Source organism: Weissella ceti (assembly GCF_018394055.1).
In the GTDB taxonomy this organism is placed as follows: Bacteria; Bacillota; Bacilli; order Lactobacillales; family Lactobacillaceae; genus Weissella; species Weissella ceti.
Genome location: NZ_CP074441.1, coordinates 993,938 through 1,015,521, shown reverse-complemented (window position 1 = coordinate 1,015,521; position 21,584 = coordinate 993,938). Strand labels below are relative to the sequence as shown.

Annotated in this window: 17 protein-coding genes; 15 read left to right on the top strand and 2 right to left on the bottom strand. The window is 40.2% G+C overall.

The features are described from left to right. Window positions 1–7: 7 nt before the first annotated feature. The 7 genes from KHQ31_RS05285 to KHQ31_RS05255 all read left to right on the top strand — a co-directional run bounded on the left by KHQ31_RS05285 (window position 8) and on the right by KHQ31_RS05255 (window position 9,505). Entirely contained in the window at window positions 8–2,077 is a 2,070-nt protein-coding gene (locus tag KHQ31_RS05285; protein ID WP_213408539.1) for a PBP1A family penicillin-binding protein, read from the top strand. Between the two features lie 60 nt (window positions 2,078–2,137). After that, window positions 2,138–2,479 (top strand): YlbF family regulator, encoded by a 342-nt coding sequence (locus KHQ31_RS05280; protein ID WP_213408537.1) that lies wholly within the window; start codon window positions 2,138–2,140, stop codon window positions 2,477–2,479. Window positions 2,480–2,640: 161 nt separating this feature from the next. Further along, a complete protein-coding gene (locus KHQ31_RS05275) occupies window positions 2,641–3,810 on the top strand; it encodes a metallophosphoesterase family protein (RefSeq protein ID WP_213408535.1) in 1,170 nt (389 codons plus the stop codon). After that, window positions 3,800–5,785, top strand: a complete 1,986-nt coding sequence (locus KHQ31_RS05270; RefSeq protein WP_213408533.1) for an ATP-binding protein — start codon at window positions 3,800–3,802, stop codon at window positions 5,783–5,785. Before KHQ31_RS05275 ends, KHQ31_RS05270 begins: the two co-directional genes overlap by 11 nt. A 9-nt stretch (window positions 5,786–5,794) precedes the next feature. After that, the gene (locus tag KHQ31_RS05265) at window positions 5,795–6,742 is read left to right on the top strand and encodes a 3'-5' exoribonuclease YhaM family protein (RefSeq protein WP_213408531.1); all 948 of its coding nucleotides are present in this window, start codon (window positions 5,795–5,797) and stop codon (window positions 6,740–6,742) included. Between the two features lie 336 nt (window positions 6,743–7,078). Then, window positions 7,079–8,620: a gluconokinase gene (gene gntK, locus KHQ31_RS05260; protein ID WP_213408529.1), complete on the top strand. Its 1,542-nt coding sequence runs from the start codon at window positions 7,079–7,081 to the stop codon at window positions 8,618–8,620. Window positions 8,621–8,752: 132 nt separating this feature from the next. Next, on the top strand, window positions 8,753–9,505 hold the full coding sequence (locus KHQ31_RS05255) for a MerR family transcriptional regulator (protein WP_213408527.1): 753 nt from the start codon (window positions 8,753–8,755) through the stop codon (window positions 9,503–9,505). Between the two features lie 88 nt (window positions 9,506–9,593). On the opposite strand, the gene KHQ31_RS05250 is transcribed toward KHQ31_RS05255, so the two are convergent. Both KHQ31_RS05250 and KHQ31_RS05245 read right to left on the bottom strand, forming a co-directional pair. Then, a complete protein-coding gene (locus KHQ31_RS05250) occupies window positions 9,594–9,794 on the bottom strand; it encodes a hypothetical protein (protein WP_213408525.1) in 201 nt (66 codons plus the stop codon). A 176-nt stretch (window positions 9,795–9,970) separates the two neighbouring features. Beyond that, the gene (locus KHQ31_RS05245) at window positions 9,971–11,557 is read right to left on the bottom strand and encodes a teichoic acid glycosyl transferase (protein WP_213408523.1); all 1,587 of its coding nucleotides are present in this window, start codon (window positions 11,555–11,557) and stop codon (window positions 9,971–9,973) included. Between the two features lie 208 nt (window positions 11,558–11,765). Between KHQ31_RS05245 and cls the strand changes: the two genes are divergently transcribed. From cls to helD, 8 genes are all read left to right on the top strand, one after another. Continuing rightward, the gene (gene cls / locus KHQ31_RS05240) at window positions 11,766–13,214 is read left to right on the top strand and encodes a cardiolipin synthase (RefSeq protein ID WP_213408522.1); all 1,449 of its coding nucleotides are present in this window, start codon (window positions 11,766–11,768) and stop codon (window positions 13,212–13,214) included. A gap of 82 nt (window positions 13,215–13,296) precedes the next feature. Beyond that, window positions 13,297–14,574, top strand: coding sequence for an EF-P 5-aminopentanol modification-associated protein YfmF (gene yfmF, locus KHQ31_RS05235; protein ID WP_213408519.1), 1,278 nt, complete (start codon window positions 13,297–13,299; stop codon window positions 14,572–14,574). After that, window positions 14,552–15,823: an EF-P 5-aminopentanol modification-associated protein YfmH gene (yfmH, locus tag KHQ31_RS05230; RefSeq protein WP_213408517.1), complete on the top strand. Its 1,272-nt coding sequence runs from the start codon at window positions 14,552–14,554 to the stop codon at window positions 15,821–15,823. Before yfmF ends, yfmH begins: the two co-directional genes overlap by 23 nt. 70 nt (window positions 15,824–15,893) lie before the next feature. Then, window positions 15,894–16,793: a helix-turn-helix domain-containing protein gene (locus tag KHQ31_RS05225; protein ID WP_213408515.1), complete on the top strand. Its 900-nt coding sequence runs from the start codon at window positions 15,894–15,896 to the stop codon at window positions 16,791–16,793. 15 nt (window positions 16,794–16,808) lie between these two features. Then, complete coding sequence (gene pgsA / locus KHQ31_RS05220) at window positions 16,809–17,393, top strand: CDP-diacylglycerol--glycerol-3-phosphate 3-phosphatidyltransferase (protein WP_213408513.1); 585 nt, start codon at window positions 16,809–16,811, stop codon at window positions 17,391–17,393. A 68-nt stretch (window positions 17,394–17,461) separates the two neighbouring features. Further along, the gene (locus KHQ31_RS05215; RefSeq protein WP_213408511.1) at window positions 17,462–17,938 is read left to right on the top strand and encodes a CinA family protein; all 477 of its coding nucleotides are present in this window, start codon (window positions 17,462–17,464) and stop codon (window positions 17,936–17,938) included. Window positions 17,939–18,012: 74 nt separating this feature from the next. Then, entirely contained in the window at window positions 18,013–19,161 is a 1,149-nt protein-coding gene (recA, locus tag KHQ31_RS05210; protein WP_213408509.1) for a recombinase RecA, read from the top strand. Window positions 19,162–19,297: 136 nt separating this feature from the next. Further along, window positions 19,298–21,583 carry an RNA polymerase recycling motor HelD gene (helD, locus tag KHQ31_RS05205; protein WP_213408507.1) on the top strand — a complete coding sequence of 762 codons (2,286 nt, stop codon included), beginning with the start codon at window positions 19,298–19,300 and terminating at the stop codon, window positions 21,581–21,583. The last annotated feature ends 1 nt before the right edge of the window (window position 21,584 follow it).

The window sequence follows — 21,584 nt, the reverse complement described above, 5'->3', positions numbered from 1 at the left end:
GAAATGCATGAAAGAACATTTACAAACGGTTAAAACATGGCTTAAAACGAAGTGGCATCGCTACCAAGGCGGTCGTTGGTTAATCGTATTGACCCTGTTTATGGTGTTGTTAGTGAGTGCGTTGGGAACGTTTGAAGCGAAAACAACAGATGTTAGTGATTTAAAAGCACGTTTGCAGCAATCGACAGTTATCTTTGATGAAAATGATAATGAAGCTGGATCATTAGCAGGTCATAAGGGGACTTATGTCGAGCTAGATGCGATAGCTCCTTCAGTTGTGGATGCGGTCATTGCAACTGAAGACCGCCGTTTTTATCAAGAACATGGGTTCTCTGTACGTGGAATGATGCGCGGTGGAATCACAACCGTGTTAAATAAAGCACGAGGTGTTAACGCTGTTGCTGGTGGATCGACACTAACGCAACAATTAGTTAAGAATGCCTTTTTGACTCAAGATCAAACAATTAAACGTAAGTTACGTGAATTATTCTTGGCTATTCAAGTTGAAAAAGACTACTCAAAAGACGATATTTTAACAATGTATCTAAATAATGCCTACTTTGGTCGTGGTGCTTGGGGTGTCCAAGACGCAGCGCAAAAGTACTTTGGTATTGATGCAAAAGATTTGACGGTGGACCAAGCGGCGATGATTGCGGGGATGCTGCAATCACCAGGTGGTTATGATCCAGTTGCACATCCAGAAGCAGCACAAACACGTCGTAATCAAGTGATGCAAAATATGGTCAATACGGATAAGTTAGAACAATCTCAAGCTGATGAATTAAAGAAGACACCGGTTGGTGCGTCTGAACATGAATCTGATAATTCAACTTATAACTATCCATATTACTTTGACGCTGTTATTAACGAAGCAATTGAACGTTATGATATTAGCGAAACTAAGTTGTTGAATGACGGTTACCAAATTTACACCAGTTTGAATCAACAAGATCAAACGAACTTGCAAGCAAATTATGACAATCCTGGCTTAGATCCTTTGAATGGACAAGCGCAAGCCGCTTCATTAGTCATGGATGCCACAAATGGTGGTGTGCGTGCGGTTGTTGGTGGTCGTGGTGAGCACGTGTTCCGTGGCTTTAACCGTGCAACCCAAATGAAGCGTTCACCAGGGTCAACCATTAAGCCAATCGTTGATTATGGACCTGCATTGTCACGTGGTTTTGGTGTTGAATCAAAGTTGAAGAATGAAGTGACATCGTTTGGATCAAACCGTTACACACCACACAATGCTGGTGAAGTAACCAGTGAACCAGTACCAATGTACAAGGCGTTAGAAATGTCTTACAACATTCCAGCTGTTTGGTTGCTTGATCAAATGGGCTCAAAGGTTGGATTTGATGCAGCAAAGAAGGTTGGTTTGTCTGTCACTGATGATGATAACAATTTGTCACTGGCACTAGGTGGTATGGAGAAGGGAACTTCACCATATGAATTAGCCCAAGCTTACACAAGTTTCGCCAATGGTGGTCAAATGAGTGAAGGACACTTTATCACCAAGATTGTGGATGCAACAGGTAAGACGGTCGTTGAACACAAAGACAAGAAGACCGAAGTCTGGTCTAAGAATGTTGCTGATGATATGACGTCAATGATGTTAGGTGTTTATACCAATGGAACAGGAACGTCAGCGAACCCTAGTGGTTACAAGGTGGCTGGTAAGACAGGAACAACCGAAGTATCTGGTGAAGGTTCAACACAGGCCAATGCAACTGATGCATGGGCTGTGGCCTACACACCGGATGTCGTGGTGGTTACTTGGAATGGTTTTGACAAGACCAATGGCGAGAATAATTTACCAATTTATCTAAGCGCAACAGCTGGTCCATTGATGAAGACGACGTTGGAACAAGTGATTCCAAATACGAACCAAACACCATTTAGCGTACAGGGTGTACATGAAAAGATCCAAAAAGTGGAAGTTCAAAAGCAAGATGGTGTTTCAAAATCAGTGAACGATATTGGTTCACAATTTAAAGAAGGTGCAAATAGTGTTGTTAAGGGACTTGAAGACGGTGCTCGTAAGGTCTGGAACAAAGTATCTGATTTCTTTAATTAATGAGTTTTAAGGTTAGATGTGGCATAATATAAGGTATATAAATAAAGGATGGTGGATAGCATGGTAAATATTTTTGATAGTGTAAATGCAGTAGAAAAGGACTTGCGTGAAACACCACAATACAAGAACTTGAATGAAGCTTTGAAGGCCGTACGTGCCAACGAAGAAGCATCAGCAATCTTCACTCGCTTCCAAGAAGCACAAGTTGCAATCAACTCAAGTATGCAAACTGGACAACAACCAGAAGAAGCACAAATCATGGAATGGCAAGCAGTTGCTAAGGAAATGGAAATGGTTGACGAATTGAAGACATTGATGGAAACAGAACAAGCAATGAATCAATTGTTGATGCAAATTAACAACGCAATCACAAAGCCAATTGCAGAACTTTACCAAGGTTAAGCAATTAGGTACAAACTAAACACAAAATAAGTGTTCAAAAAGGCGATGCAGGCAACTGTGTCGCCTTTTTTGGCGAAATTTTAAAAAATAACGATGTTAGGACTATCCTAATTTTTAATGATGATGGATAATAGACTTAACATAAATTAAGGGGACAACTCATGCAATTTATACATGTAGCAGATTTACATATTGGCGCCACCTTTGCTGGGATTCGCCAACCTAATGGCGGTGTCGCTGAAAAACTATTAAATGCGCCTGAATTTGGTTTGCAACGTATCGTTGATGATGCAGTTGCACAACAAATTGATTTTATTATTTTAGCAGGGGATTTATTTGCCACGCCAAATCCAGATCAACAATCATTGCTGCGATTTCGTACAGCGATGTTAGCACTAGAAAAAGCAGGGATTCCCGTTTTTGCAGGTACGGGGAATCATGACTTTGGATTGGTCGACAAATTACGTCAATTGTTACCAGATAATGTTCATTTGTTTTCTGACCAAGTTGAATCATTTGAACTGACAACCATCAATAATGAGACGGTCGCAGTTTCTGGTTTTTCATATAATCAACGTCATCTAGAAACATCTATGGTGCCACTATTTCCAGAACGCTTAGATGTGAATTATCATATTGGTGTTTACCATGGTGAGCAAAGCGGGACATCTGGTCAATATGCACCATTTAATGTACCAGACCTATTAGCGAAGCAATATGACTATTGGGCTTTAGGTCACATCCATCAACGTGCTTTACTCCATGAACGACCTTTTATTGCTTATGCAGGTAACTTACAGGGGTATCATGAAAAAGAAGTTGGGTCAAAGGGATATCAACTGGTGTCATTACATGATGGCATCTTAACACCTCAATTTGTCTCAGTAGCCCCCGTAGAATGGGTTAAAGCAGAAATTGAGGCTAATGATCCACAAATTGTCATCGAATCGCTTAGAACTGCCTTTAAGGACGTCTCATCGTTCCAATTAATTCATCTGAATGTTATGACAAATAATTCAGACGTCCAACAACACATTTTGCAACATACATTTGATGTAAACTATTTCCGTCACGATGACGATCCATTTTATGTTGTCAATATCCACTTAGCAAGTCCAACAGATAAGGGGCTGCCAACTGTCGATGAAACGTATTGGGAAGCAAGTTATACGAATGTCTTTAGTGAGCAAAATTTGTATGAATTGGGGTTGAAGATGGTTAAAGATCCAGCCTTATTAACCCAATTAACAAGTGCAGAGTTTATGGATGAAATTAGTCGTAAAGCGAAGGGCTATATTCAATCCGTTGAAGAGGTGACCAATGAAAATTAATAAAGTGCAAATTGATCAATTTGGTCATTGGCAAAATCAAGAGTTCTCTTTTTCTGATGAGTTTCAAGTGATTAGCGGGTTGAATGGGGCTGGAAAAACAACCTTGATGGCGTTTATTCAGGGGATGTTATTCGGTTTTCCTACTGCTAAGGCCAATGAAAATACGTATGAGAATAAAAATGCAGCGACAATATATGGTGGTCGTCTGTGGTTTGAACATGAAGAACGTATTTATGAACTAGTTCGTCATCAAAGGACGAATTCAAGTGTAATACTAACAGACGTTGAAACTGGGCAAGAGTTTGGGGATGCTAACGAAATGATTGCGCAATTTATGGCACCGGTAACGCCAGATCTGTATCGAGAGATTTACGTCTTCAACCAAGATAGCCTATTGGAAATTTTGACGCTCAAGCCAGCGGAATTGTTAGAACGTCTACGTGTAATTGGAATTCCACATGCCCAAGGTTGGCTACGTCAAAGTGATGCGTGGATTAAAGAAGCGCAATTAGCGTTGGGGAAGACAGCTACGTCTAAGCGTCCAATTAATCAGAAAATTGCTCATTTAGAAGAAGCTAAGGCGACGTTGCGCCGAATGGAGCAAGGGCTGCCGGAAGTGACAATGTTAGAACAACGTATTCGTGAATTCAAACAAGAAGTAAATACGTTACAAGCCCAACAAACGAAACAAGTGGTAGCGAGTCAATACACACATCTACAACAACAATTAGTTGATGTAAATGGTTGGCTTGAAGCACAACCAGAAAAATTACGTGAATCTGATATTAATGACGTTTTGTATCTACAAAATGCATTAGTTAATCCACCAATGACTGACGAATTAGAACGCTGTTATGATATCGAACGCTTGTTGGCACAATTATCAAATGAACCTGTTACAACACGACAGACGCAACAAAGTCAGGGCGAGGAACCTTGGTTATTGATGGTCGGGCTTGTCTTGCTTGGGTTTGTTGTTGGAAGTCTCATTGGACAGAGTGTGATTGGTGCAATTTTGGGACTTATTGGAGCCTTTGTTTTATATTGGCAAAAGAGTGCACCACAAACAACTGTCCAACAAACGTCAAATGCTCGTGATGCACGTTTGATCGAACAATTGGCACAACTAGGCTTCATGGTAAATGTGAACACAAACATTGCGGTTTCACGCCAACAAGTTGCACAAGAAATTGGTAAATTGAGCCACCAAACCGATAATCATCAACAAATGTCACAACGATTAGAGATGTTGTATCAACAAATGGGGATTACGTCAGATGCAGAATTTGAATCACGGCGTGCCCTTGCTGCCGAAATTAGTCAGCAAGAACAACGTCAACGCATTTTGCAAGAACAATTAGCTGAAATAACAGACCAAGAAGGCGTTCAATATTCTGTCGATGATCTAACGAATCAATTACGTGATAAGCATGCGAACATTGCCCAATTAGAAATACAATTAGAGCGTTTAAGTAATGATCAAACTCTTCGCCAACAACGTCAGATGGTGGCCAATTGGGAAAGTGAATTAGTTGCCGACTTACAAGATTATTTCGCTCTACAAATGGCAGCTCAATGGACGCAACAAAGTTTTGACGCAGCCAATAATGATCGTTGGCCGCGTCTAGAACAACAAGCAGATGGCTATTTACAAACGTTAACGCAAGGACAGTATCAACATGTTAGTTGGTCTGAGAAAACATTTATCGTCACTGATTTCCAAGGCCAAGAGTGGGAAGTTCGTCAGTTGTCTCGTGGAACAGCGCAACAATTATATGTCGCGCTACGTCTCGCGATGATTGTAGAATTACAAGCGCAAGTTAATTTACCAATGCTAATTGATGATGCTTTTGTTGATTTTGATATAGAAAGGCAAGCTGCTCTGTTATCATTATTACGAGGACAAAGTATGGATGAACAAATCTTGTACTTTACGAAAGATACGATGAATGAACCAGACCAAGTGATTTTGTAGGAGGACGATATGACTGAATTAAAAGAATTTAAATTTGATGAAAAATTTGATACGTTTGTTTTGTTGAAAGAAGCAGATATTCGTACAACGAGCCAAGGTAAGCCATATTTGGCAGTTGAAGTAGCTGACCGCTCAATGGAAGTACGCGGGATGCTGTGGGATGTTGACACCAATGCAGTTCAAAATTTGTCTGCTGGAACAGTGGTACATATCACTGCCGTTAAACAAATGTATCAAGAACGTCCACAACTTAAAGTTCTTGCGATTCGACCAGCCGTTGCGGGTGAACCACAAAATGCAGCTGATTTCATGCAGGCCGCACCAGTTCGTGCAGCTGAGATGGAAGAAGAAGTGGCCAAGCTGTTATTCCAAATTACCAATGCGACATGGCAACGTGTTGTGCGTCATCTATTAAAGAAATTCCATGATGAATTTTACAAATTCCCTGCAGCAAAGGCTAATCATCATGCCTTTGCAGGCGGATTAGCTTATCACTCACTATCAATTGCCCGTTTAGCAGAGTCAATTGTTAAGCAATACGATGATGTAAATGCAAGCTTATTGTATGCTGGAGCTATTTTGCATGATTTAGGAAAAGTAATTGAATTAAGCGGGCCTGTCGCAACGAAGTACACAACCGCTGGTAACTTGATTGGACATATTACATTAATTGATGAACAAATCGTCATTGCGAGCCAGGAAATTGGGTTGGATCTATATAGTGAAGACATGTTAGTGTTGCGCCATACTGTTTTAGCACATCATGGGGTTCTAGAATATGGCTCACCAGTACGTCCACTGATCAAAGAAGCGAATATTTTACACCAACTGGATGAATTAGATGCCACAATGCAAAGTTTTGATAATGCATTAGCAGATACAGAACCTGGTACTTTTTCAGGCCGTCAATGGTCGCTTGACCAACGTAGTATCTATCGTCCAAATTTCGATAAATAAATAAATTAAGCACCTTAGGGTGCTTTTTTTGTGAAAAAAATACTTAAATTTCAGGAATGGTATATATAAAATTGGTTAATAGATGTTAAGTATGCCAAACCGTGTTAAATACTGTAATTATCAATACGTAAACGTTTTAATTCTTTTTAAAATATAAAAATTTTTGATAGTTGTAATTATGATTTTTTAATTTCATTCAGAAGAATCACAATTTTTTTGTGAAAAACTGAATTATTTCGTTGGAATGCGCTCCAATCAAGGCGAAAGCGTTGCCAAAGGCATAAAACTCTACTAAAATGAAAGGGAAGAGAATTACGTTTACGAAGGAGAACAATTATGGATTACTTAATTGGAGTTGATCTAGGTACAACATCAACAAAGGCAGTTTTGTTCGATACAGCAGGAAAGGTTATTGCCACTGCAAACCACGGTTACAAGCTATACCGTGACGAACCTGACATGGCTGAAGAAGATCTAGACGAAATTTACCGTGCATTCGTCGAAGCTGTGCAAGAAGTTGCACAAGAAGCTACAGAAGGAAAGGTTTTGGCTGTGTCATTTAGTTCAGCTATGCATTCATTGATTGCATTTGACGCTGATTGGCAACCATTGACTCGTGTGATTACATGGGCTGATAACCGTGCGGTTAAGTACACAGAAGAATTGCGTGAAACTGGTCTTGGACAAGAAATTTACAGCAAGACTGGAACACCAATTCACCCAATGGCACCTTTGTCAAAGATCCTTTGGATGAAGAACGAAAAGCAAGACATCTATAACAATGCAGCTCACTACCTTGGAATTAAGGAATACTTGTTCCACCGTTTGTTTGGTGCCAACAAGATGGATATCTCAATTGCTTCAGGAACAGGTCTATTCAACATCTTTGAATTGGACTGGGACGCTCAAGCTTTGGAAGTAACAGGACTTTCTAAGGAACAATTGCCAGAACCAGTTGAACCTTACGAAATTGAACGTGGACTTTCAGCAGAAATGGCACACATTTTGGGCTTGGACCAAGACACAGCCTTTGTTTACGGAGCTGGTGATGGACCTTTGTCAAACATGGGGGTTAACGCAATCCAACCTGGTGTTGCAGCCGTAACAATCGGAACTTCAGGAGCCATTCGTGTGGTTACTGATGCACCAAAGATTGACCCTAAGGGACGTACATTTACTTACGCCTTGGACAAGGATCACTGGGTTGTTGGTGGACCAGTTAACAACGGTGGAGATGTCTTCCGTTGGGCCCGTGACAACATGTTTGACGCTGAAAAGTCTACTGCAGATTTGATGGGTATGAGCTCATACGATTTGATTACTGAAATCGCAAGCAAGGTTCCTGCTGGAGCTGATGGTTTGTTGTTCCACCCATACCTAGGTGGAGAACGTGCCCCAATCTGGGACGCCAACGCACGTGGATCATTCTTCGGTTTGACTCACAACCACACTCGTGCCCACATGGTACGTGCCGTGCTTGAAGGAATCATCTTCAACATCTACATGGTTTCATTGGCACTTGAAGAAGTGACAGGAGACTTGAAGTCAATCCAAGCCACTGGTGGATTTGCTCGTTCAGCATTGTGGCGTCAAATGATGGCTGACATCTTTGAACAAACAGTTACAGTACCAACTGCCTTCGAATCAGGAGCCTTGGCTGCGACTGTTATGGCACAAAAGGCATTGGGAATGGTTGATAACCTTGAAGTTATCGGAACTATGGTTGGTGAATCTAAGGATTACGAACCAAAGCCTGAAAACTACGAAGTTTACCGTGCACTAGCACCAATCTTTATCCGTTTGTCACGTCACCTACAACCAGAATACAAGAACATCGCTGACTTCCAACGTAAGTACGTGAAGAAGGACGATAAGTAATAATATATGAAAAAACGATATAACCGATGTTTATCATCCGTTATATCGTTTTTATTTTGGTTATTTAGCAACTATATGTTTGCAAGTGACGTAACGGAAACGATTAACATTGATTATGGAAAGGAGATCACTATGTACACAATTGGAGAATTAGCACAGCTATCAGGTGTTAGTACACGAACGCTACGCTATTATGATGAAATTGAGTTATTGCCAGCTACTGCAATTAAAAATGGACAACGCGTCTATGATCAAACAGCAATTGATCGGCTACAGCGTATCTTATTCTATCGAGAATTAAAAATGCCGCTTAAAGAAATTGCAGCATTGATGGAAGCGAATCCTAGCTATATACAGGAACAGCTAGCTAAACAACATGATGCACTAACATTGGAAAAACAACGATTAGATAAAGTTCTCAAAAGTTTAGAAAAGACCATGCAGTATTATCAAGGAGGGGCCGAGATGAGTAATGATGAGAAATTTAGCGCTTTTAAAGAGGCGTTCGTTTTAGAGAATGAGCAACGATATGGTGCAGAAATTCGCGAAACATATGGTGATCAAGCGGTTGATGCTAGTAACGCTCAAATGATGGGGATGACTGAGAACATCTACCAAGAATTTCGGGCATTGGAGGCTGATATCAAAGGCCCACTATTATTGGCTGCGGTACAAACCCAGAATGTTCAATCTAATGAAGCAAGAATTTTAGTTGAAAAACACCATGAATGGTTAGCGTATACTTGGCCTTCATACACTTCAGAAGCCCATAAAGGGTTAGCGGAGATGTATATTGCTGATGAACGGTTTGCGTCATATTACAATGATGCTGTATCTGGTGGAGCACAGTTCTTACATGATGCGATTCAAGAATGGGCAGAGTGAACATCGTTATGTAGACTTAGATATGATAATAAATAAGAAAAAGACCACTGATAGGGATTTTCCCATCGGTGGTCTTTTTATGAATCGATTATTTTACAAACAATGTAATGACACTAATAATCATGAACACAACACCAGATAGGAATTGTCCGATTCCCGATGCTTGTCCTGTAAAGATAAGTTGTAGTAAGTTATTGCGTGATTGATTCTTAGCGAAATCTGTCTTGATACGGTAGTAGCCCCAGGCCATAAACAAAAGTCCTAGTGCAAAAGTAATTAAAGTAGCCATAAAATTCTCCTAATTTAAAAACGGAAACATATGAAATGTTAACGTCGTATCGTATTTGTCTTTAAAAGAATATCACATTTAACCTTAATGTAAAGTGAATATATTTCATATCGGTAAAATAAAAAGCAATAACCACGTATATGATGTCTTAATACGGGTTATTGCTAGGTTTTGAGTTAGTTTACGTTGCGTTCCAATAACACAAAGTAAGTGTTTTTTGTATTGTTAACTGCATCCACAACATGATAGTTGTTAGAAAGTGCAGTCTTCAATGAGTTATTCACAGCATCAACAGCAGACTTTTTACGAGCCGCGTTAGTTGTATCTTCTGTAAGTGCATGACGGACACGTACGACTGTATAGTCAACCGCACGATCTTCCATCGCATTTTTGAATGTGTCGTACATGATTGGCAATTCATTGTATGACATGTTCATGCGGTGATAGTAAGGGGTAACAGGAACAGTTTGACCAGATAAGAAGAAACCAGCATCAATACAGTTTAGTGTGAGTAGGCTAGGCTTAGCATGCTTGGCTTGCATCAATTCACCGAATTGTGGTTGTGCATGATAAGTTGTGCCATTTAGTGAGGCCATGCCAGTAGTTGGCACAAGTGACTTGATAGCTGGATTACCAAAGAATGGTAAGATGACACATGCTAAGGCAATAAAAATAGGTGTTTGCCAAGCTAATGTCCAATTCTTGTTCTTTAGTAACCAGTCCCAGCTATAAGCGATCAAGCGGATCACGGCAATGGCCATAAAAGGAAGCCAAACAAGTGGATAGTAGATGTAGACAACCTTTTGCAAGGCCACGAATACGATGCTGCCACCTGCTAAGATAATTTCAATTTTGACATTGTGTCCTTTACGAGAAGCAATAATCCAACTTGTTACCATCAATACGCAGCCAAACCAGTGGTTATGAACTTGTAACCAAATTAGACCTAGTAGTTGTGTTAATTGATCCATAACACTCATAGCTTGGACGTGATAAGACGTTAAGTTTTGAATGAAGTAGATGTTAAACAAGGCATCTAGGTGACCGACGGCAATGTAATAAATGAAGATTGGTAATGCTGCGACAAAGAATCCCAACAATGATATTGCGACAACTTGAACAAATCGTAACCATTGACGACGATACAACAAGTAGAAGCCACATAGTAGAAAGAAAATTGCAAACGTTCCAACCAATGAATACTTATTCCAAAAAATGAAGCCAAGATTAAGTCCTAGCCAGAAGAATCGAGACAAGGCAATTGTTGAGAAACGACCATGACTTTCAGTTAAAACGACTAAGAGGTACATCACTGATGTAAAGGCGAATTCTTCTGGTGAACCACCAAAACGAAAGGCCGGTGTGCCCAACAATGTTAGTGGTGCTAGTAAAGCCAACCAAGGAATGTGTGTCGTATGTGTCGTAAACATTCGTGCTAGACGCGTCGCAAAATAGTAAATTAGCGTAATATTGACTAATTCAATTAAAAATACGCCCATAAATGAAGTGGAACTAATACCGGCACCGATAGCATATAAGAAGTAGATAAATGGTCCACGTTGTTCAACAATATCCACAAATGGAATTAGACCTTCTTGAATACTACGACCCATGGTTAGCATGGCATTGCTGTCGTCCCAAGGATTTGTTTGGAATAGAGGTGATGATCCCATGAACAAGGTTGACATCACAAGAATAAGGAAAAAAGGTAAAAGGAAGGGCAAGACACGTTCATAAAGGTCTCGAAGGGAAATTTTCAACATGAGTAGTTCTCCTGAATAACATATGTAAGATAGCGCAAAACTATGTATGATTTGCTAATTATTGCACTCAGGCGCAATTAGGTCAATTATCCAATAATTACCTTAAAATAAGCCTTTGTCGAGGTTGCTAGATAGTTTCGGGGGAATAGTCCCTTTTTACGTACATAAATGATAGAATACATATAAATAACAAATGGGTAGGGGATAAATGTCACTTTATATTATTGGAATTATTGCGTTAATCTTTTTTCTGAATACGGCTGCAGCGATTGTAACGGTATTTAGTGGAAAGCGCGATATTGCCTCAATTTGGGCTTGGTTGTTAGTTTTGTTGTTGTTTCCAATTTTTGGATTCTTAATTTATGGTTTCTTGGGACGAAAAATCTCTAGCCGAAAGTCAAGTGATCTTCGGACGCAAGAAGATCTTGGGATGGATCAAATTGTCGAAAACCAACGGCATTATCTACAAGAAGCTAATGCTGATCAATTACGTAATATTGCAGAACAAGATGCATTTATTAACTTGTTTTTAAATAATGATGCATCGATTTTAACGCGTCAAAATGACGTCGACATTTATACAGATGGAAACGCACTTTTTCCAGCCATTTTTGAAGAAATTGAAAAAGCAGAACATCATGTACATCTTGAATTTTTTAGTATTTCAGATGATTCACTGGGAAATGAATTAATTGATTTGCTAACGAAAAAAGCGAAAGCGGGCTTAGAGGTACGCGTGATTTTCGATCAATGGGGATCTCATGGTTGTCACCGTAAGATGTATAAGCGCTTAGTTGACGCCGGTGGGCACGTAGAGGCCTTTATGCAACCACGTTATTTCCCAATTACATTCCGTGCAAATTTCCGTAATCATCGTAAAATGGTGATTGTAGATGGAACAGTTGGGTTTATTGGTGGCTTTAATGTTGGGGATGAATACATTGGACGCTCTAAAAAGTTTGGCCCATGGCGTGATACACATATTCGCATTAACGGTGACGCTGTCTTGGCGATGCAAAGTCGATTCTTTATGGATTGGAATGCAACCACGCGTCATGGTAAATTAACCTTTTCTGAAACCTATTTCCCAGAAGTTGGTGTACAAGGAAATACAGCCATTCAAATTGTTAGTTCAGGACCAGACCAAGATATTCAACAAATTAAACAAGGATACATGCGGGCAATGGCTGGGGCACAGCGTTCAATCACGATTCAAACACCGTATTTCATCCCTGATCAAGGGGTGTTGGATTTGTTACAAATCGTTGCAATGTCTGGGGTACGTGTCCGCCTAATGATTCCGAATAAACCAGATCATCCATTCGTTTATCGTGCAACACAGTACTATGCTCGTGAAATGTTAGCGGCAGGTGCTGAAGTTTATACGTATGAAAATGGCTTCTTACATGCTAAAGTAGTGACAGTGGATGGTGTTGTATCATCTGTTGGATCCGCAAATATGGATATGCGTTCATTTAGTTTGAATTTTGAAGCAAATGCATTTATGTATAGTGAAAAAATCGCTAAAGAACTAGAAGCGATTTTTGAAGCTGATTTAGCATTTGCTAAGCCACTAACTGAGGCGGACTTCTTAGCGCAATCTAAGTGGTTGACTTTCAAACAAACCTTTTCACGTTTGTTATCACCTATCTTGTAAAAAATACGCAAAAAATTATAAAACAAGCAAAGGCGCGGAAACGTGCTTTTTTGTTTGATTAAAAATCAAAGGAGGGATTCACATGGTCAAAACAATCAATTTGGCACAAGGTGTATATCTACACATTATCCCCACGACACAATTTGCAACAACGCGCATTGAAATTAATTTTTCAGAGCCATTGAATCAAACTCGAATGGGTGACCGTATTATTATTTCTAATATGTTAGAAAATAGTTCGCAATTATACCCAAGTCAAACCGACTTAGCGCGTCGTTTAAGTGAGATGTATGGCGCGGCTTTTGGGGTAGAAACAGTTAAGAATGGTCAAGTGCATACGATGCGCGTGCGCTTTAACTTAGTACATGATATTTTTACCGAGCCACATAAATCATTAGTTCCAGAAGGTTTTGCCTTCTTAGCAGAAATGCTCAAGCGTCCGTTGGGTGACGATGTTAATGGATTTGATCGCACTATTTTTGAACGTCAACAAGATAATATTTTAGATGAATTAGCCGGTTTAGAAGATGACCGACCATATGTAGCTCGTCGCAATGCATTGTCAATGTACTATGATGATGCCGCAATGGCGTTGCCGGCTTATGGATCAGTTAACTTAGTGGAACAAAGCAATCCATTAAGTGCATGGCAAACATGGCAAACAACATTGGCAACGAACCGTATTGATATGATTGTGCTCGGGGATGTTCAAGAGGAAGATTTGCTTGCTGCTTATCAAGCATTAGATTTTGGTCCTCGTGATATGGCTGTTTCCCCTTACTATGAACAAGCTGAACCAAAAAAGGCACAAATTAAACAAGTTGAAACGGATGCCAATCAAACCCAATTGGTTCAAATTTACCAATTGAATGTGTCGGATGAAAAGCGTTTTGCAGCCTATGCGTTTGATGATATCTTTGGTGGTGTTGCTGTTTCACGTTTGTTTAATGAAGTACGTGAAGTTCAGGGATTGGCGTATACGGTCGCTTCTGATTTTAATTACTATAACCGCACAGTTACAGTAACCGCAGGGGTAGATCAAAATCGTTTGGCGGAGGCTAAAGCAGCGATTGCAGCCGAATTACTTCGATTACAAACAGAACTAATTACAGAAGAAGAATTAGCCACGATTAAGAAATTAATGTTGACGAGCTATCTAACTGGTCTAGATAGTCAGAGTCAGCTGACGGACCGTGCTTTTGACCAGACCTTGTCAAATCGACAATTATCACAAGAAGCATGGCAGGCTAAATTAGCCAGTGTTAGTGTTGAAGATGTACGCACGGCTGCGCAACTAATGAAATTAGCCGTCGACTATACAGCGATTGGAGCAGCAAATGAATCCAGTGAAGAAATTTAGTCCAGAAGAAATTGTGTACACCCTAGAAAATGGGCTACGCGTTCATTTGGAGCCACGACAAAATTATCACCAAATGGCAGCGATGATCACGGTTGATTTTGGCGCCCGTGATCGTGACTTTAATTGGCAAGGTCAAGATATTCACCAACCAGCCGGGATTGCTCATTTTTTAGAACATCGTATCTTTAAACAATCAGACTATGATGCTTTTACAAAGTTAAGTGCCTATGGAGCTGACACCAATGCGTTTACGAGTCAAGCGCGTACCACTTATTACTTCAATAGTTTGGCTGATAATCAAGAAGCTTTAAATGAATTACTGTCATTTACTCAAGAAGTCTTTTTAACTGAAGAAGATGTCGCACGCGAATCGCATATTATTATGCAAGAAGCTGACCAATACGCAGATGATCCTGATGGACAACTGTATCGTGGCTTGATGGCACAATTGTATACACAGGACGCTTTGGCTGATGAAATTGTTGGTGATCATGCATCATTAACGGCAATTTCAATGGCGGATATTCAGACTGCTTTTGATGCGTTCTACCAACCACAAAATATGGACATTTATATCGCAGGTGCTTTTGACGTAGAAAAGACCAAGGCAACGATTGCTGCATCATTAGCCGGGCAACGTCCATTTCAAGAGGTGGCTACACGATTGCCAATTAAGCATCATGAAAGTGATGAAGAGCCCCTGTTTATCGACATTCCAACGAACCGCAATAAGGTTGCGTTAGGGATGCGTTGGGATAATAAAGGCGTCTTAGCAACTGGTAAAGAAGCACTACGTGAAATTTTAGCTGTAAGTTTGGCATTAGACCTTGTTTTCGGTGAATTCTCATCAACATACATGGATTGGTACAATAATGGTTTGATTGATGATAATTTTGCGGTGGACATGGAATGGGAACGCGGTTTTGCGTTTATTAGTGTCGTTGGTGATACTGGAGAAGTTGATGAATTTGTCGGAGAAATTAAGCGAGTTCTAGCTGATTTACCTAATCAATTCGAAGTAGTAAAAGAGTCGTTCCAGTACGCAAAGCTTGATGCCTTGAGCCGTGCCATTCAACGTTTGAACTTTTTGGAAGGTGTGGTGACGCATTTTGAAGGCCAAACATTTGCCGAAAGCACCATCGCTGATGACATTAAAATTTTACGTGAATTAACGGTTGATGATGTCGCAAATATCTTAGCTCAAGGGCCTCAAAATAAAATTGTAGAAATCGTTGCACAAGCGAATTGAGAATTGAAAAACGCCTTAAAAAATGCTATTATGAGCAAATAACTATAAATTGACGAGTAGGGTGAATGTTATGAATGAAGAACGTAATAAGCAAATTGGTCAAGACTTGCAAAATGCCCGTCTTGATAAGGGAATGTCCCTAGAAGAAATTCAACAAAAGACAAAGATTCAAGCACGTTATTTGCAAGCAATTGAAAATGGGCAATTCGAGCAACTACCGGGTGCATTTTATGAACGTGCGTTTGTACGTCAATTTGCGAATGCGCTTGATTTGGATGCAGATACATTTACAGCAGCACATGATTTAACAACTGCGTCAACAGCAACTGAAGCCGATAAGGCATTGGATGGTGCACGCGTAGACAAGGATCTTGTGACACGTGCGGGAATGCATCGTGCCGAAGAAGGTGCTGCCGAAAAGACACGTCGTGTTCTACCTAAGGTATTGATTGGGATTGCAATCGTAAGTATTTTGGGTGTAATTTGGGCGTTGGTAGTTGCCTTTACTGGGGCGACAAACACACCAGATAAGAAGGCTGTATCTGTCACAACATCATCTGTTTCAAAGACGGAAAGTGCGACTGAATCAAGTGCTTCTTCAGAAAGTAAAGCAGATTCATCATCTTCTTCACGCGACGATAAGAAGATTAAGCTTGGTAACTCACAAGTTGCCGCTGGTAGCGTAACTTATACTGGTATTGAATTGCCTAAGGGAAAGACAACACCATTGAAGTTTACAGCTAAGGGTGATGTTTGGATGCAAATTACTGGAACAGATGGTACTGTTTTGATGAATGACACACTTAAGCGTGGATCATCACAAACGCTTGAAATTCCAGCCACTATGGCAGGTGTAAACATGCAAATTGGTAATGCCACAATGCTTTCAATGCAATTGGATGGGACTGATTTGCCACTAAAGAATGGTAACGTGATGGTTTGGCGTGCAGCGTTGAACTTTAAGCGTTAATAAAGGGGATTGATCATGAACTTACCGAATAAATTGACTGTTTTTCGAATTATTTTGATTCCTGTGTTTATGGTATTGCTATCAATGCCGTTTAACTGGGGAACAGTTACCTTGTTGGGTGCAACCATGCCAACTGTACATTTGATTGCAGCTGTGGTCTTTATTGTTGCATCTTTGACTGACTTTTTAGATGGACAAATCGCACGTCGTCAAAAGCTAGTCACAAATTTTGGTAAGTTTGCGGATCCCTTGGCGGACAAACTACTCGTTATGACTGCCTTGATTTTCTTTGTCGAACTAAACTGGGTAGCAGCTTGGGTGGTTTCTATTATTGTTATCCGTGAACTAGCCATTACTGGACTACGTACACTGATTGTTGAAAATGATGGGCAAGTACTTGCAGCTGCAATGCCTGGTAAAATTAAGACAATGTCTCAAATGATTGCAATTACATTTTTCTTGCTTCATGATACAGGCTTTGCTTTGATTGGGTTACCATTTGCAGAAATTATGATGTGGATTGCGTTGATTGCGACAATCTACTCAGGGATTGATTATTTCTATCAAAACCGACGCGTCTTCAGTGACGGTTTTAAATAAAAAAGCAAAAGAAGCCAGTGTCTGTGACATTGGCTTCTTTATTTACAATTAGCTTGGGGGATTTACAGATGAATAACGTGATTAAATTAGGCGAGCAATTAATCAACTTAAAACAAACAATAACGAGTGCAGAGTCATTAACAGCAGGATTGTTTCTAAGTGCTTTAGGTAATGTGCCAGGAATCTCTGCTGTCTTGCCAGGTGGATTTGTGACGTATTCAGCTGAAACAAAAGCCAGTATGGTAGATGTACCGCTAGATTTAATCGCTGACAAAGGGGTTGTATCCGCTGAAGTAGCCAAAGCAATGGCAAGCGGAGCGCAAACTAAATTGGATACTAGTTGGGCAATTAGTTTTACGGGTGTTGCCGGACCTGGACCAGCAGATGGGCAACCAGCGGGGACGGTGTTCATTGGCATTGCCCAACCAAATCATTCTGTAATGAGTCGTAAATTTTCGTTCACCGGTGATCGTCAAGCAGTACGTGAACAAGCAATTGAAGCAGCTGCAGAATGGCTATTAGCAACACTAGAAATTAATAACTAAAAAGGTTGCGTGGTCTTTGTCGTTAGGTGTATACTTAAATAAATTAAGTTAAAGTTAATAAGAGGTGAGTCGTTATGGCATCAGGGAAGAATATTAATCCGAATAAAAAGATTGAAGGACGTATTGAAGATAAAGCGGCTCGTGAAAAGGCCTTAAATGATGCGTTGAAGAAGATTGAAAAATCATTTGGTAAGGGATCAGTTATGAAGATGGGTGACAGTAAGTTCACGCATGTTGAATCAACATCAACTGGTTCATTGAAGTTGGATATCGCCTTGGGAATTGGTGGATATCCTAAGGGTCGTATTATTGAAATTTATGGACCTGAATCATCAGGTAAGACAACACTGGCTTTGCACGCTGTTGCGGAAGCGCAAAAAAATGGCGGAATTGTCGCATATATTGATGCGGAAAACGCGATTGACGTTGCTTATGCTCGTGCATTAGGTGTTAATGTTGATGAATTGTTATTGTCACAACCAGATACTGGTGAACAAGGACTTGCAATCGCGGATGAATTGATTTCATCTGGTGCGATTGACATGGTTGTTGTCGACTCAGTTGCGGCGTTGACACCAAAGGCTGAAATTGACGGTGAAATTGGAGATTCTTCAGTTGGGCTACAAGCACGTATGATGTCACAAGCATTGCGTAAGATGTCTGGTGGTATTTTACGTACTGGAACAACTGCAATTTTCATTAACCAATTGCGTGAAAAGATTGGGGTTATGTTTGGTAACCCTGAAACAACACCAGGTGGACGTGCATTGAAGTTTTATTCTTCTGTACGTTTGGATGTGCGTCGTCGTGGAAGCATCGAACCGACTAAGGCAGATGGAGATGATGTGAAGTCAGTTGGTAACTTGACTAAGATTAAGGTTGCTAAGAACAAGGTTGCTGCACCTTTCCGTGAAATTGAAATCGAAATTATGTTCGGTAAGGGAATTTCAAAGACTGGTGAAATGATTGACTTGGCGGTTGATAAGGATATCGTCAATAAGTCAGGATCATGGTTTGCTTATGAAGGTAACAAGATTGGTCAAGGAAAGGTTAATGCAATTCGTTGGCTAGAAGATCCTGAACAACAAGCAACTTATGATGAAATTTACAACCGTGTTCGTGATGCTTACTTGGGAAACAAGGAAGAAATTGTTGAAGAGGTTGATGCTGTTGAGGCAAATGAAAACGTAGAATCATTGGATTTGTTGGACGACGGTGAATAAGTTTTTCATAAAAGTGTTCGATTGTAAAAAATCGGGCGCTTTTTTTATTGCCTTGATAAATTGTCAAACATGGAATTAAACATCAAATTGTAGTAAGATTAAATAACTAATTTTAACGAAAACGGGGAGGCTCCCAATGAATGAAGGGTTTCAACTAGAACAACAACGCCTTGATATGGTGTTGAATAAGATTAAAGATGAACAAGTTCAAAATCGTTTAGATCAACAATATGCCGCTGACCAACATGCACAAGTTGATTCAGGGTGGAAGGATGTTCGTTTCAAAACAGAAAACTATGGTAGTTTATTTGAAACAGCAACTTCAGTGCGTCAACAACAACAAATGTTGGAACAACGTGAAGCAGCAATGAACTCAGCTGATCGTCGTGCTGAAATTTTAGACCGTCTGGTTGAGCGTCCATACTTTGCACGTATTGATGTGCAAGAAAAAGGTGCAGAAACAACGGAGTCAATTTACATTGGGTTGGCATCATTTTCTGATGGGCCAGATAACTTCTTAGTTTATGACTGGCGTGCACCAATTTCATCAATTTACTATGATGATGGTGTTGGAGAAGTGACATACACAACCCCAGATGGACAACAAGATGCGACTGTTCATTTGAAGCGTCAATTCCAAATCGAAGACGGTACAATTGTGACAATCTTTGACACGGATGAAGCCGTTGGTGACCAAATGTTGTTGGCAGCCTTGTCAGGTGATTCAACAACTAAGATGCAATCAATCGTTACAACTATTCAACAAGAACAAAACAAGATTATTCGTAATACTGCGGATGACTTGTTATTCGTGCAAGGTGCAGCTGGATCAGGTAAGACATCTGCTGTTCTACAACGTGTGGCGTACTTGTTGTATCGTTACCGTGGACAATTGACTTCTGGACAAGTTGTCATGTTCTCACCTAACCAATTATTTAACGACTATATTGACCAAGTTTTGCCTGAACTAGGGGAACAAAACATGGTTCAATTGACTTACTACCAATACGCATCTCGTCGTTTGCCACGTTTCGAACTAGAAACATTGCAAGAACGTTTTGAAGAAGATTTAACACCCGCACAAAAGCGTGTGAACGACTTTAAGGGAACACGTGATTACTTTGATTTGATGACAACTTATTCAGAAGGTTTGAACTTCAACGATATTCAAGTTCGTCCAATTAAGTTCAAGGGTAAGGAATTAATCTCAAAGGAACGTATTTTGAGTATCTTCTACAGCTTTAACGAAAATTACCACCTAGGTAACCGTCTACAAGCAACGAAGGAAAAGTTACTGAACATTTTGCAAGGTCATGTTGGGACTGAAATGAAGGCTGACTGGGTTGAACAAATCATTCAATCTCTTTCTAAGGAAGAATATGACTCAATGTTGGGTGATGAAGCGAAGGAATTTGATTCTGAAGAAGCAGAAACAAAGTACTTGGCTAAGATTATTGTGACTAATGAATTGGCACCTTTGGCCAAGGGAATTAATCGTAATCGATTTATCAACATCAACAAGCAATTTGTCCACTTCTTACAAGCAGTGCCAAACATGGTTGATTTGTCAAAGTATGACATTACAAACCAAGACTGGGTTGCAAGTATCCAACAAACAGTTACTGAAATGAAGGGTAGCCACTTGTTACTAGCTGACATGACACCATTTATCTACCTATTTGACTTGATTAAGGGTAGCCATGGAGAACGTGACATTCGTTTCGTCTTTATCGATGAAATTCAAGACTACACACCATTCCAATTGGCGTTCTTGAAGTACAGCTTTCCTAAGGCGCGTTTCACAATGCTAGGAGACTTGAACCAAGCCATCTTTACCAAGGAAAACTCTGTGAGCTTGCGTGCTGATCTAGCAACTCTGTTTAACCCAGAAAAGTCAGCATATATCCAATTGACGGACACATACCGTTCAACGCAACCAATTACTGATTTCGCGAAGGAAATTTTGATTGATGGTGCGCAAATTAATGCCTTTGCGCGTGAAGGTGAATTACCACGTGTTGTTGTGGCGTCAAGTTTCGATGAAATGGTTGCGGATGCTAAGACACAAGTTGAACGTAATGTCGATGATGAGGAAACAACAGCGATTATTACTAAGAATTTGGCTGAAGCAGAAGCTGTATATGCTGCATTGCGTGATGATGTTGACGTTACGATTATTCGTACCGAAAACCAACGTTTGGTGCCGGGGACAATTATTGTGCCAGCGTACCTTGCAAAGGGGCTAGAATTTGACGCTGTTATCATGTGGGACGCTTCTGATAAGGTGTACACACAAGATGACGAACGCCAACTAGTTTATACAATTGCATCTCGTGCAATGCACCGTTTGACAGTTTTGGCATTGGACAAGTTAACACCTTTGTTGGATCGTGTTGATCCAGCTCTATATACTCGAGGATAAT